The 13,466-nt window shown below is 60.3% G+C and carries 12 protein-coding genes and 1 pseudogene; 4 read left to right on the forward strand and 9 right to left on the reverse strand.

What is annotated here, in order from left to right; genetic code table 11:
• Positions 1-159: 159 nt before the first annotated feature.
• A complete protein-coding gene (locus PQR27_RS25845; RefSeq protein ID WP_408526455.1) occupies positions 160-531 on the forward strand; it encodes a MarR family winged helix-turn-helix transcriptional regulator in 372 nt (123 codons plus the stop codon).
• 157 nt (positions 532-688) lie between these two features.
• Here PQR27_RS25845 and PQR27_RS25850 read toward each other — a convergent pair whose 3' ends face one another.
• Both PQR27_RS25850 and PQR27_RS25855 read right to left on the reverse strand, forming a co-directional pair.
• Positions 689-1,135 carry an Ohr family peroxiredoxin gene (locus tag PQR27_RS25850; RefSeq protein WP_408526456.1) on the reverse strand — a complete coding sequence of 149 codons (447 nt, stop codon included), beginning with the start codon at positions 1,133-1,135 and terminating at the stop codon, positions 689-691.
• 88 nt (positions 1,136-1,223) lie between these two features.
• Complete coding sequence (locus PQR27_RS25855) at positions 1,224-1,670, reverse strand: Ohr family peroxiredoxin (RefSeq protein ID WP_408526457.1); 447 nt, start codon at positions 1,668-1,670, stop codon at positions 1,224-1,226.
• 420 nt (positions 1,671-2,090) lie between these two features.
• On the opposite strand from PQR27_RS25855, the gene PQR27_RS25860 reads away from it, so the two are divergent.
• Positions 2,091-2,915: an FAD-dependent oxidoreductase gene (locus tag PQR27_RS25860; RefSeq protein WP_408526458.1), complete on the forward strand. Its 825-nt coding sequence runs from the start codon at positions 2,091-2,093 to the stop codon at positions 2,913-2,915.
• Between the two features lie 489 nt (positions 2,916-3,404).
• On the opposite strand, the gene PQR27_RS25865 is transcribed toward PQR27_RS25860, so the two are convergent.
• The 6 genes from PQR27_RS25865 to PQR27_RS25890 form a co-directional block, all read right to left on the reverse strand.
• On the reverse strand, positions 3,405-4,655 hold the full coding sequence (locus PQR27_RS25865) for a flavin-dependent oxidoreductase (RefSeq protein WP_408526459.1): 1,251 nt from the start codon (positions 4,653-4,655) through the stop codon (positions 3,405-3,407).
• Between the two features lie 176 nt (positions 4,656-4,831).
• Positions 4,832-6,178, reverse strand: a complete 1,347-nt coding sequence (locus PQR27_RS25870; RefSeq protein ID WP_408526460.1) for an MFS transporter — start codon at positions 6,176-6,178, stop codon at positions 4,832-4,834.
• Between the two features lie 25 nt (positions 6,179-6,203).
• Complete coding sequence (locus PQR27_RS25875; RefSeq protein WP_408526461.1) at positions 6,204-7,193, reverse strand: substrate-binding domain-containing protein; 990 nt, start codon at positions 7,191-7,193, stop codon at positions 6,204-6,206.
• A 27-nt stretch (positions 7,194-7,220) separates the two neighbouring features.
• A complete protein-coding gene (locus PQR27_RS25880) occupies positions 7,221-8,312 on the reverse strand; it encodes a porin (protein ID WP_408528303.1) in 1,092 nt (363 codons plus the stop codon).
• Positions 8,313-8,448: 136 nt separating this feature from the next.
• Positions 8,449-9,465, reverse strand: a complete 1,017-nt coding sequence (locus PQR27_RS25885) for a cupin domain-containing protein (RefSeq protein WP_408526462.1) — start codon at positions 9,463-9,465, stop codon at positions 8,449-8,451.
• A gap of 27 nt (positions 9,466-9,492) precedes the next feature.
• A complete protein-coding gene (locus PQR27_RS25890) occupies positions 9,493-10,347 on the reverse strand; it encodes a fumarylacetoacetate hydrolase family protein (protein ID WP_408526463.1) in 855 nt (284 codons plus the stop codon).
• 322 nt (positions 10,348-10,669) lie between these two features.
• Here PQR27_RS25890 and PQR27_RS25895 point away from each other — a divergent pair, with 322 nt between their 5' ends.
• Both PQR27_RS25895 and PQR27_RS25900 read left to right on the forward strand, forming a co-directional pair.
• The gene (locus PQR27_RS25895) at positions 10,670-11,710 is read left to right on the forward strand and encodes a Gfo/Idh/MocA family protein (protein ID WP_408526464.1); all 1,041 of its coding nucleotides are present in this window, start codon (positions 10,670-10,672) and stop codon (positions 11,708-11,710) included.
• Between the two features lie 196 nt (positions 11,711-11,906).
• Positions 11,907-12,875 (forward strand): MarR family winged helix-turn-helix transcriptional regulator, encoded by a 969-nt coding sequence (locus PQR27_RS25900; RefSeq protein WP_408526465.1) that lies wholly within the window; start codon positions 11,907-11,909, stop codon positions 12,873-12,875.
• 215 nt (positions 12,876-13,090) lie between these two features.
• On the opposite strand, the pseudogene PQR27_RS25905 reads toward PQR27_RS25900, so the two are convergent.
• Positions 13,091-13,366 (reverse strand): annotated as a pseudogene (locus PQR27_RS25905) (SET domain-containing protein); the annotation flags it as partial.
• Between the last annotated feature and the right edge of the window lie 100 nt (positions 13,367-13,466).

A 13,466-nucleotide genomic window follows, 5' to 3' on the forward strand; every position in this document is an offset into this window, starting at 1 on the left:
AGCGGTTTATAGGCCGATCTAAGAAGTCGATTTTTTCGCGAGCGGATTGCAAACGCCGTGCAGCGACTTTTTTAACAGCATCGGAGTACAGCGGTCATTCACAGCTTCGAGCTAGACGGTAAGTTTCCGGCCATTGCTGCCGGTTGCGGACAAGTCCTGATGCCTAGCCATCGTCAGCTTCGGAAGCTGCGCATCCGATGCACAGCTATCAATGCCGCCCAATACAACCTGCTTTGCGCGATATCGCGCCTTGATGTTCCGACCCAGAGCGATCTGTCGGCGCTTGGCCATACGCTGAAGCCACTTATTCGCGATGGCGTCGTTGAAAGCCGAAAGGACGATGAGGATGCCCGCAAGCGCCGCATTGCCCTGACTGAAGCGGGCGAGACAAAGCTCCACGACGCTGAAGCGCTCTGGAAGCTGGCACAACGTCGTTTCGCTTCGCTGCTGGGTCGGACTGTCAGCAAAGAACTCCGGGAATTGCTTGATCAGATCGCTTCTCCCGATTTTGCAGAGCAGCTTTCGTCCTGAACCGTACCGTCGCATCCGCGCCGTGAATCAGACGTGTGCGCATCGCGGCATCGCCGCTGCCTGCGCACCTCGCCCTCACCTTTCGAGTCCTTCCGTTCGTTTCAAACGCTTTTTAAGTTTTTCATCATGAAGCGATGGCTTGCGCTCGATTATCCGATCACACCGTGACGATGTTCGTGGTGACCTCGATGTTGCCGCGCACAGACTTCGAGTACGGGCAGATCTGATGGGCCGCGTGCGCGATTTTCTCGACGACGTCCTTAGCCAGACCCGGCACGCGAACGGTGAACTCGGCGCCGAGCAACCACGCGGTACCGGTCTGCCCAATGTTGACCTTGACGTCCACGGAATAGTCGGGCGGCAGCGTGACCTTCTTCATCGAGGCCGCAATCCCGAACACGGTGGTGTAACAGGCTGACCACGCGCCCGCAAACAACTGCTCGGCTGTCGGGTGCGGCTCGGTGGCGATGAACTCCAGGCTTTCAACGCCGGGCGCTGTCAGCTTGAGGTCGAACACACCAAACTCGCCGCGCTGGAGATTGGGGTCACGATTGACCGTGGCGTGGGTGTTGCCTGAGGCGAGGACTTTTTCGATCTTTTCCATGATGGATTCCTTCGTAAATAAGGGTGTTAAATGCATTTAAAGCGCGTGAGATTCAATCGTATGCGTCATATGGTGGGCGAAGATGCCCTCACACCGTGACTACGTTCAGGCCGACCTCGATGTTGCCGTGCACGGCCTTCGAGTACGGGCAGAGCTGATGGGCCAGGTGCGCGAGTGCCTCGACGACTTCCGTTGCCAGACCCGGCGCGCGGATGGTGAACTGGGCGCCAAGGGAATGCCCGGCGCCGACCGACCCAATGCTGACCTGGATGTCCACGGAATAGTCGGACGGCAGCGTGACCTTCTTCATCGAGGCCGCAATCTCGAACGCGCTGATGTAACAGGCCGACCACGCGCCCGAGAACAACTGCTCGGCTCTCGGGTGCAGTCCGGTGCCGATGAACTCGCGGTTTTCACTGCCCGACGCCGACAGCTTGAGGTCGAGGGCACCGTACTCACCGCGCGGGACGTTGGGGTCGCGATTAACCGTGGCGTGGCTGTTGCCTGAGTGGAGGAGTTGTTCGATCTTGCTCATTTGAGATTCCTTCGATGTGTGGGTAGGAGCCCAGACTTTAATTCGCGGCGTGACGTTCGCCGAGTCCTGAATGGCTCAAGGGCGTGCTCAAAAGGATCAATCTGTGACGGGTGGCGTCATTTCGTGACGCTTTGCCAAAGGGGCAACAGGTGCTGTTTTGCAGGAGCCGAAAATCCACTGGCACCTGATCCGAGGCGAACGGTAGGCGAGAGCCGCAGCGGAAAGCGGCAACTAACCAACGTAAGACAACCCGTGTTAGCAGCAATTTATAGCGTTTTATTAGCACGTTCTTCGGGTGCGACCTACCATTGCAAGGTGGTCAGGCAGACCCGGCATCCTTGCCGATGGAGGAGAACATGACCGAAGCCGACAACAGCGCCATCGCCGAAGCGTTGTTCGCCTAGCGGACCGGAGGTCGTCATGGCTTACGCTCCAATCCTCACCGAATCTCAACTCGAACGTGTGCGCGTCTTCACGAAGCCGCGACAGGTGGCGGCAGGCGTTGTCCTCTATAACCCCAATGACGACACCCCGCCGGTATACGTGGTGATCGAGGGCAAGATCAGGATTGTCTCGCTGGCTGGCGGCGTCGAAGATACGGTGACGACTTATGACCCGGGTCAGTTTTCGGGCGAATTGCTGATGATTGCAGGCAGGCGCTCCATCTACCGGTGTCAGGCCGTCGAAGCATCGCACCTGCTGGAGTTGAGCGCGGAAAACCTGCGAACCCTGATCAGCAAGGACGCGGAGTTGAGCGAAATCTTCATGAGGACGTTCCTGGCGCGGCGCCTTTCCATGGTTAGTCATGGACGTACCAATGTGCTCATGCTCGGCTCGCGCTATTCGGCGCAAACGCTTGCTCTACGAGAATTTCTGACGCGCGACGGACACCCGTTCGCTTATGTGGATCTCGACACCGACAGCAGTGCCCAGGAATTGCTCGACCGCTTCGGGGTATGCAGCGACGACGTCCCTATCGTCATTTGCAACGGGGACCAGATACTCAGAAACCCATCGACGCGGGAAGTGGCACAAACGTTGGGCTTCAACTCGAATATCGACGAGTTACAGGTGCGCGACATCGTCATTGTCGGCGCGGGTCCCGCAGGACTGGCCGCGGCAGTGTATGCGGCATCCGAAGGCCTCGATGTGCTGGTCATCGAACGCGCAGCGCCCGGCGGACAGGCCGGCTCCAGTTCACGCAGCGCGCGCAACGATACGGTGAGCCCACAAGACTTGCGTTGAGGATGTAGGGCGTCTCCTGCCCGCAATGCCGGCATTTCGTCTCAAGCTTCTGTCGGTGAGCGGGACACCGGTTTTCACTGAACATCTGGTACGTCACGCTGTGATGACCACAATGGGTCCGGCCTGAGAGCCACCGCTTCACCTGTTTCGAAATCAATTCGGTCTGCACCTGTGCCAGCAGCGACCGTCTTTCCGCGAGAGTCAGGCCCAGTTCGGCAAGACTACGGTCCGGTCGCTCAACGACGGCCAGAACTCGGTCGCCCTCCTCGACCGTGTCGCCGTCGACCAACCTTGCTTCGATGATTAATCGCATGGCTTGCTCCCACCGTTGCGCGATCGATCAGCCTACTCCAAACGAAACCGGAGCCGCTGCCGGAAGTACACGCGGCCCTCTTTACGAGCCTCCCCAACTTTTTCCTGGAACCTGTCCGCTCGCTGAGTCGGCTAGCCCTCGCAATGCAAAGGTCAGCGCATCAGCGCATCAGCGCGTCAGCGCGTCAGCGCGTCAGCGCTGAAACCGGCAACCTGCTTGTAACGCAACTGCCACTGTTTGCGTTCTTCGCGCGAAATCACTTCGTCGATATCGTCGAACGGTTTGCCGCCGGTTCGTTCGTCGACCACCAGCAGGATCGCGTCCGGCGCAATTTCCCTGTTCGCGAGCACGACGTCCGAGGTCGCCTTCAGCCGGCGTCGTTCGTATTCAACCAATGCTTGTGGCCAGTCGTTCGAGTCGGTGAGGAGGCCCGCGAGCGTCGTCGCATCGATGATCGCCTGCGCTGCCCCGTTCGAACCGCGCGGCATCATCGGATGCGCCGCGTCGCCGAGCAGGGTGACGCGCCCCCTCGTCCAGAAGGACAGCGGATCCTGATCGACCATTGGATACTCGTATACCGCGTCTGCTGCCCGGAGCATCGCCGGAACGTCGAGCCAGTCGAACCGGCAATGCTCGAACAGATGCACGAAATCTTCGAGACGGCCCGCACGATTCCAGTCCCGTTGCTGTTCCTCGGGCCGGGCGAATTCGATCACCCAGTTCATCAGTTGATGCCCCTCGCTGTCGATGTCGTCGCGAATGGGGTAAGTAATCAGCTTTCCGGTACGGAACGTGCCGATATAACACATGCTGGCGCCGGACTGGAACGGCTTCCAGCGCGTGACCCCGCGCCATTGCGTCGAGCCTTGATAGCGCGGCGTCGCTTCCTTTGGATGAAATTGCTTGCGAACCACCGAGTGCACACCGTCGCAGGCAATCAGCACTTTTCCGGACACGTCCGGCAAGCGCCTGCTGTCCACCGCGTCCTCGAAGTGCGCGGTGACCCCGTCGGCATTCTGATCGAAGCCGATGCATCGTTGACCCAGGACTACGGCGTCCGCCCCAAGACGTTCGCACACCGCGTCGTAGAGCGTCATGTGCAGATCGCCGCGATGAATTGACACCTGCGGCCAGTCGAGTCCGGCGAATTGCCCACGGGGCTCGTGGTCGACCAGTTGTCCGTGGTTCGTGTAGAAACTATATTCGCGCGTGAGAATGCCTTTTGCGCAAAGCGCCTCCTTCAGACCGAGCGAATCCATTTCGCGCATCGCATGCGGCAGCAGATTGAGGCCAACGCCGAGCGGTTTGAGTTGCGGGACCGCTTCAAAGACCCGGCACCGCACACCTGCCTTGTGCAACGCGATGGCGAGCGTCAAGCCGCCGATCCCGCCACCCACGATGATTACCTCTTCCATCCTGTTGTTCATACATCACTCCACTTGATCGTTAATCGCGCGCCGGCACTGCTCGTGTCGACGAGGCAGGCCAGACGTGCGGGGTCATACGGACATGCTGTGTACCGCAGATGGATGCGTCGTCGCGACGCCGCTTCGCCGTGCGATGCGATAAGGCTGACTGCTGCCGCGCCACAATCGGCCGCGGTTCAATGTCCAACCGCCTCGGCAACCGGTGCGCGCGCCGTCCTGCGCCACATGTTGTGAATGGTCAGCGCGGAAATGACGACCGGCAGACCGGCCAGGACGAAAATCAATGGCGTCGAGAAGCCCCGCGCCAGCATCAGGCCGCCCACCAGCGGACCGCCGATCGAAGCGAGCCGCCCCGCCCCGAGTGCCCAACTGATGCCCGTAGAGCGCATCGAAGTCGGATAGAACGCCGTGAGCATCCCGTCGGCGCCGCCTTGTCCGCCGTTCACGAAGAGACCGATCATGAACGCCGCGGCGTACATTGCACCGACGTTTCCCATCGCGAATCCCATCGAAGCCACCGCCGCCGCGCCGGCAAGATGCACGGGTACGAGAATCGAAAAACTACCCAACCGGTCGACGATCTGTCCGATCAATACCGAGCCGATCGTCGCGCCGATCAACATCGCCGACGTGACATGGCTGGGTACTGCGCCGTCGAGGCCCGAACGCAGGATCAACGACGGCAACCAGACGCCGAGGAACGTGATCTCGAGCAGGTTCATCGCCATGATCAGCCACAGTGAAACGGTGCCGAGCGCACGCCCTTTTTCAAACAAACGTCCGACCGGATTGCGTGCAAGCCCTTCTTCCTGTACATAGAAGATCGCGGCCGGCGGCGCCTTCCATTGCGGATTGATCTTTGTTAGCAGCACCCGGATACGAGCTTGCGACGCCGCTGTATTGCGCAGCGCAAGCATCCGGATCGACTCCGGCAGTAGCCCAATCAACAGCAGCGCAACGACGCACGGCGCAACACCGCCCACGATATAAAGCGAGCGCCATCCGTAGTGCGGCAACAGTTGCGCCGAGACGAAGCCTGCCAGGGCCGCCCCGAACGGGACCGCGCAGATCAGCACGACCACGACGGTCGAACGCGTACGTTTCGGTGCAAGTTCGGCGCACAGCGCAATAGCGTTCGGCACCGCGGCGCCGAGTCCGAGGCCAGTCAGCACGCGCCAGAAAAAGAACTGCCCGGCGTCAGTTGCGGTGCAACTCAACAACGTAAAAAGGCCAAACGCCGCGGTCGATCCAATCACGAGCCAACGACGGCCGATGCGATCGGCCAGCGGCCCCCCAATCACCCCCGCGACGCTGGCAAGGACGCTCGCCGTGAAGAGATAGGACAGCTGTTGCGGACTCAGTTGCCATTCGGCCTTGATCGCCGGGGCAACGAAGCCAAGCGAGAACTGGTCAAACCCGTCGAGCAGCGTGACCAGCATGCATAGCGCGATGATCACAATCTGCCACGATCTCACTCCCCACGCGTCGATCAATCCGCCGACGTCCACCTTTTCCGAATTCATCTTGTCTCCTCCATTTAAACCGTTGTCAGATCTTGACGCTGTCCAGCGTGGTCGCGGCAAACAGATCGGCTGGCGTCATGCGGCGCGCCGAAAGCCCCTGTTCATGGTGATAGCGCGTGAACGCGTCGAGTGTTCCCTCGTTGCCCGCGACACCATACGACCACCAGTTCTCGCCCATCCGGGCGACCGTATCCTCGTATTCGCCGACGAGCCACGGCAGCATGACCTTCAGCGCGGCCTGCTGCCGCAGCTCGCCTTGTGCAATCTGCTTCGCCTGCGCAAACGCCTTGTAAACACTGGACGGAAGCCAAGGGTACTGCTCGACGAGCGACTCGCGTATGCCGACCACATGCATGATCGGGAAGACCCCCGTATCCGCATAATAGTCACGCTCCACGGCGGCGAAGTTCGGGAACAGCCGTCCGATATTCGGCTCACGATTGACGAAGCACTTGGGCTCGCGTGGCGCGATGAACGCATGGATGCGTCCATCGCGCAGCCACTCGGTGAGCGTTTGCGTATCGGGAATGCGCTTCACATGGATGTCTGCCGGTGCGGTAAAGGACACTTTCTCGTGGCGTCCGGGATCGTCAACGCCGCCGGTCCACCATTCGATTGCCTCCGCTGGCACGCCGTACTGATCCTGCAGCAGGCCGCGCTGCCAGACGCCTGCCGTCAACTGATATTCCGGTGTGCCGACCGGCCGGCCAGCGAGATCCTCGGGACGTTCGATACCGAGGTCGGTTCGCACGTAGATGCCCGAATGGCGAAACGACCTCGAGAGAAAAATCGGAATAGCAACATACGGACACGTGCCGCGCGAGCGCAGCATCGTGTAGCTGCTGAACGACAGCTCCGCGACATCGAACTCGGCTCCGTTCAAGGCACGGAAGAACGTTTCTTCCACCGGCAGATTCAGTAGGTTGGCGTCGCAGCCTTCGATCGCGACGCGACCGTCGAACAGCGCCCGGGTTCGGTCGTAATCCCAGCATGCGACCGTAAGCGGAACTTTCATGTCTGATCCTTCTAGATGACGGGTAGGCTAAAACTTATGACGAATGCCGGCCACAATCGCTGTCTGGTTACTATTGCTCGACGGCGAGAAGAGATAGATGTCCGCCTTGGCACCGGCCGCTTTCTGATAGTTGCCGAACACGTACACGTCGGTACGCTTCGACAGGAAGTAATCGATGCACAACTGACCCATGTTCCAGTGCGGCGCATGGTCAAAGCCACCGTAGTTGCCGCTCGTATAGATGTAAGCGGCCGATAGCATCAACGCCGGCGTGAAGAAATACGATGCGTTGACGTCAACGTTATCCAGATGCAGGCTGGTGCGGTCCAGATAGTCGTAGCGCACGTCCGTCACCATGGCTGCCATGCGCAACGCCCCCGCCGTGTACTGGCCACCTGCGCCGAATTCCCGTTGCCGCCGCACGCCAACGTTTGGATTCAGCGGACTCGAATGGAACAGCACGAATGGCGCGCCGGCGTAGTCGTCGGTGACAGCCCCGTTTGCGTTGCCCCCAATACCGGGGTTGTCGGTGTTGAGAAACACAGCAGCGAGTTTCAGACCGCCGTTTTCATAGGCAGCACCCGCGCTGACCGAGCGGTTCATCGCCCACTGGCCAGCCGCATTGCTCATCGCATACATCACCTCGCCGCGCAGTCCCGCAAAAATCGGCGTCTGATACTTCAGCGCGTTGTTGTAGCGATAGCTGCCGAATACGTTATCGTTGTCGCCGATGTGCGCGCCGAGCCCTTCCGCAGCCACGGGCGCCTCGAAGCCGGTCAGATAATCGAACGGCACATCGTACTGACGTCCGGCCGTCAGGGCTCCCCATGTGGCGCTGCTCAATCCGACGTAAGCCTGGCGGCCGAACATGCGACCGCCCTGCTGAAACTTGCCGTTCGTGATGTCGAAGCCATTTTCCAGCGTGAAGATGGCGCGCAGGCCGCCACCCAGATCTTCCGCACCGCGCAAGCCGAAGCGGTTGTTTTGCATCGTGCCGGGAATAAGCTTCACGTTCGACTTGCCGCCTTCGTTGCTGACGTATCCGATCCCTTCCGAAAGAAGCCCATACAACGTTACCGTGCTTTGTGCGTGAGCTGCCGGCGCATGCGTCCCGAGCATTGTCACCGCTGCGATGCAGCCTGTTGCGAGGCGCAAGCCTCCCTGCGTTTTCGTCGTTCGCATCAAAGTCTCCAAGATTGTTTTATCGCCGTCGTTGCGGCTTTTGCTGCATGTTTGGGAAAGAGAGGCGCTGCGGTTATTCGGTCTGTTCGATCAGCAGATGCAGTTTCGCGAGCAGGTCCCGGTCGGTCATGATGAAAAGGCGGGCGTTGTTGCCGGCGGAGTGGGACTGATGGGTAGTCCAGTGCCAATGGGGAATCGTAAAGACGTCGTTCTTGCTCCACTCGATCGTGGTGCTACCGATCGTCGAGCGTCCTTCACCTTCGGCCACGAGGCAAATAGCGTTCGAGGTGCTGCGTGACGCGCGCGTCTGCGCGTGCCAGGCGAGTTCGAGCACGTAGCAGTCGAGGGTCGGCATGATTGCACCGCCGGTCAGGGGATTCACATAGCGCATCCGCTTCGAGCCGTCCGGCGCCGGTGGCATCGCGGCTAACGCATTCAGCGTGTGTTCTCCCGAGTATCGATAGAGCGGCGAGAAAGGCACCGGCGCACGCGGCGGATCGGGCACGAAGCCACCAGCCAGCAACGACGCGTCCGGGAGCGCCGACGCGTCCTTCGAGTAGCTCAAACCGTCCGGCGCCTCCTCGAAGAAAAATCCGTCGAGATACTGTACGAGCGGCACGTCGAGGCCGTCGAACCAGACGATGCGTTCATCCGTGTCGTTCACATGCTCATGCCAGCACCACGCGGGGTTCGTGATCAGGTCACCCGGCGCCATCGGACACTCCTGCCCGTTGACGAACGTCGCGCCACCTTTGCTCGCCATGATGAAGCGCAGCGCCGACGCACTATGGCGATGCGGACGCGCGGACTCGCCGGCCTCAAGAATCTGAATGCCGGCTTGCAGATTGGTGGTCGTCACTACTCTGGGCGCGAAGGCGGGATTGGCGAACAGCACCACTCGGCGCTCCGCGGTTTCGAGCGACACTTCGCGCGCCGCAGTGTCGACCAGGCCGGCGAGATCGGCCCATGACCAGTGCATTGGCTTGTCAGCACAGCGCGGCTCACGGCTCGCGATTTTCATGTACAGCTCCCACAACGGGGCCGTGTCGAGTTCGTCCATTCGCGTGAGCAACTTGCCGTATTCGTTCATGATCAGTCTCCGATATTGGCGTGCCGACTAGATCGCATTGACCGACACGCGCATCGCGCCGATGCCGGCGATCCGGGCCTCGATCGTGTCGCCGGCGACTACCGGTCCAACACCGGCCGGAGTCCCGGTCAGAATGATGTCGCCGGGATGAAGCGTGTAGAAGCGTGACGCCATTTCGATGAGGCCCGGGACGTCCACGATCAGGTTTCGGGTGTTGTCCTTCTGACGCAGCTCGCCATTCACGGTCAGTTCGATATCGAGCCGGGACGGATCGCTCAACTCGTCGGCGGTAACCAGCCACGGGCCCACCACGGCAAAACTGTCCACCGACTTGCGAAATGACCGTTCTTCCGGACCCCGAACGGTCATGTCCAACCCGATTGCATAGCCCGCGACGTGCGACAACGCACGCTCGCGGCTCACGCGATTCGCCGCTTGACCGATCACGACGGCCAGTTCCAGCTCGTGATCGTTGCGCCGGTCGAGATGGCGCAGCCGCACGCCTTCCGTCGGCCCAACAAGAGCGCTAGCAGACTTGAGGAAAAGTCCGGCCTCCTGGATCTTGTTCAGGTGCTGATAGAAATTGACCGGATCGGCATCGGCCTCGTTCTTGTGGTCGAGATAGTTGACAGGCGCGCAGACGATCTTGCTCGGCGTGGCAACCGGCGCGTAAAAGTCGACCGATGTGACCAACTGCGTAGTCGCGTCTGGCCGCACATCGCGAATCGCCTGCAGCACCAGGTCCCAATGTCTGAATAGCGCATCACCGAACGGCTGCGGCCAGCGTTCTTGCGGCAACGCATCGAGCGCGGCAGTCACGTCGAATACAAGATCGTCTTCGACGACGCCGAGACGGTTCTGGTTGAAACGGCACAAACGCATTGCATGCTCCTCCGTTGGTATGACATGAGCCGTGGCTTGCGCCGCTCACTGATCTCTCATATAGTACGTACACAGATTATCACAGTACTTTTCATTGTCAAGGCGGAACGTGGCGACAGCCTGAATGCAGTGGCCGCTGAAGAATTGGACTGAAGGAAACGGTGCTGAAATGGAGAGACGCTCCCTCGCCTGCCGTTCAAGGAGCCCCGTAACGACAATCGACCAACCGTCCCCGGCGCGTCAACGCCGGATGAGTGAGCGTGGCAGGGCACTCGTCAGCGACGAGGTTCTGTGACACGATATTAAAGAGGAGACTGAAGAGATGACTATCCGGATCGCCGCGCTAGGTGTGAGCCACTGGCACTCCATTTATGACGCGGCCTACTTACGGCACCTTGCGCGGATGCCTGACGTCGAACTGATTGGCGTTCAGGACAGCAACCCGGCCGTCGCTGCGCAGCGCGCCGCGGAAGTGGGTCGGCCGGCCGTGTTTGCGAGCGCCGCCCGGATGCTCGATACGCTGCGCCCCGATTTCGTGGTGGCACTGGGACGGCACGACACCATGGCGGGGGTTGCACACGATCTGCTCGAACGGCGACTGCCGTTCATGATGGAAAAGCCAATGGGATTGAATGCGAAGGAAGTCGCGACAATCGCCAAAAGAGTTCGCGCACAAGGTGCGTATGTTGCAGTCCCGATGCCCCAGCGTGACTCCGCTTTCGTGCGACACGCGCGCAAGATGCTCGCCGAAGGGGCCTTCGGACCGCTATCGCATCTGTACATCCGCACCAACCGGTTTACGTCGGCCCGCTATCCGGCGTGGAATTGCGAGTGGATGCTCGATCCGCAAGCGTCGGGAGGCGGCTGTCTGCGCAACCTCGGCATGCACGGACTCGATATCTTTCTCAATCTGACGGGTGAAACTGCACGTGTCACCGGCGCACAGTTTGGCCATCACGCATTGGGAACTCGTGTGGAAGACTATGCGAGCGTACTTTTGCGAACGCCCACCGGGGTGTGCGGCACCCTGGAAGTGGGCAATACCTACCCGCGCCGGACGACTGAAGGCGTCCAACCTGGAGCGGGACGCGACAAGCTGCTCGATGGCGCGGATGGCGAGTGGAAAATCGTCGGGCGCGACGGATTGCTGATGGCCAAGGATGGCAACATCCGTATCGTGACTGCGGACGGAGAACAGAATTTTTCTGATCTGCCGACGGAAAACCCCGCGTACCACTGCCTCGCCAGCATCCTTGCAGCGTGGCGGGATGGATTACCCCCGCCCGTCGGTGTCGAAGATTGCCTGAACGCTGTTCGTCTGATCGATGAAGCCTATGCGTTGGGCAATGCAACAGCCGTGTGACGGGTGAATTGATGCACCCGCTGGACCACCCGCGCAGCAGTGCCGCCGCTCGGCCTGCTGCAGGCCTGCAACACAGCATCACGGTCACCGGGACGTGTAGTTCTCTGCGCGTTCCAGCGAATCGTCACAGGACGGAGTATCGTGCGCCACGTGCTATGATCTGACGATCAAATTTCATGCGGCGCAATTCGATCCTGTGGTTCAGAAAACTCTTTCCGACGTCCTTTACAAGAAGCCCGGCCATCTGATTCGCCGGCTACAGACGCTCGCCGTTACGTTGTTCCTCGAGGAAGCGGGCGGTCTCGACACGACCTTCGATCAGTTTTGCGTGCTTGCTGCGGTGATGGCTTCGCCCGATGCCGATCAGTTGCGCATCGCGCAGGCCACCGGCTTCGACCGGTCCACTGTATCGGGTGTCCTGACCCGACTCGAAAGTAAAATGCTGATCACGCGCGAGATCGACGCGGAAGATCGTCGGGCGAAAGTCATTCGCGCAACGAAAAGCGGACACTCAATGCATCGCAAGCTTGGCGAAGCCGCAGATCGGGCCGACACGCGCCTGCTGGAGGCGTTGACGGCCCGCGACCGAAAGCGTTTCTCACGCATGCTGGCGGCCCTCGTTAGCGATACCAACGAAGTTTCGCGCGTGCCAATGGCCAGCCCGGAAGACAACTCATCACTTGGCCACTCCCTGTATAGCCGGCCGACCTATCAGATGCGTCGCCTGCAGCAGTTTGCTGTCACCGTGTTTCTCGAGGAGACCGCCGGCTACGACATCACGCCGGTGCAATTCGGCGCGCTGGTATCGGTGCTCGCCCGACCTGGTATTGATCAGATCCGGCTGTCGCAGACAGTCGGCTTTGATCGCAACACGCTTTCCGGCGTGCTCGAAAGGCTGGAAACCAAGGGCTTGATCACGCGGGAGCCGAGTGCCACGGATCGCCGGGCGAAAGTCCTCTTTTTGACGGTTGCCGGCCATCAGTTATACGAGACGCTTTTTGACGCGACCGAACGTTCGAACGTTCGAATGTTGCACGGACTCGATGAAGCCGAGCGCAATGTGTTTCTCGCGATGATGGAGCGCATCGTGTGGGCGCATAACGAAACCAGCCGGGCGCCGGTGGATGACTCTCATGCTGACCGCGCGTCATATAAGCTGGACTGAAGCCTTTTCATCGATTCATGAATTACGACAGGCAGTTTGCATGGAGACGCCAGAGTCTGCGCTGGATGCATCTCTTTGCGGCAACGCAGGTTTCAGCAGATCGAGATGAAAAACCACACCACCGCCGATCGGAACGAAGCTGTCAGGCTGCAATCGCGGTGCGTGGCCCATCGCCAGTGTCGCGTTGTCAGTCTCGCTCGCCGGCGTCGTCCCACTCACGCCGCATCCGCCAGCATCGACTGGCGGCAGTTTGCAGCGGTGCAGCAGCACGCGTACTGCTGCCGGACTTCCTCATTCGCTGGATCGTCGAGTGCCAGCAGGTATTCAATGAACAGTTCTTCTCCCGGCGAGATCGGCCGCAGCGTGTGGGTAAAAATCCGCCCCTCTTCCTCGATGGTCTCGCAGTTCGGCGCGCAGGCGTGATTGAGCCACCGCGCACTGTTACCACCGCGGCTCCCATCGATCACGGTCCCGTCCGACAGCCCAAAGAGGCCTATCCTCGATTTCAATGCAATTTGCGACGGTAGGTTGGTCTTGGCTTGATGCGGGTTTGCGAGCCGGCCCTGTTAAAATACCTCACCAAATCAGGCA

The organism is Paraburkholderia fungorum, from assembly GCF_046027215.1.
Taxonomy (GTDB): Bacteria; Pseudomonadota; Gammaproteobacteria; order Burkholderiales; family Burkholderiaceae; genus Paraburkholderia; species Paraburkholderia fungorum_D.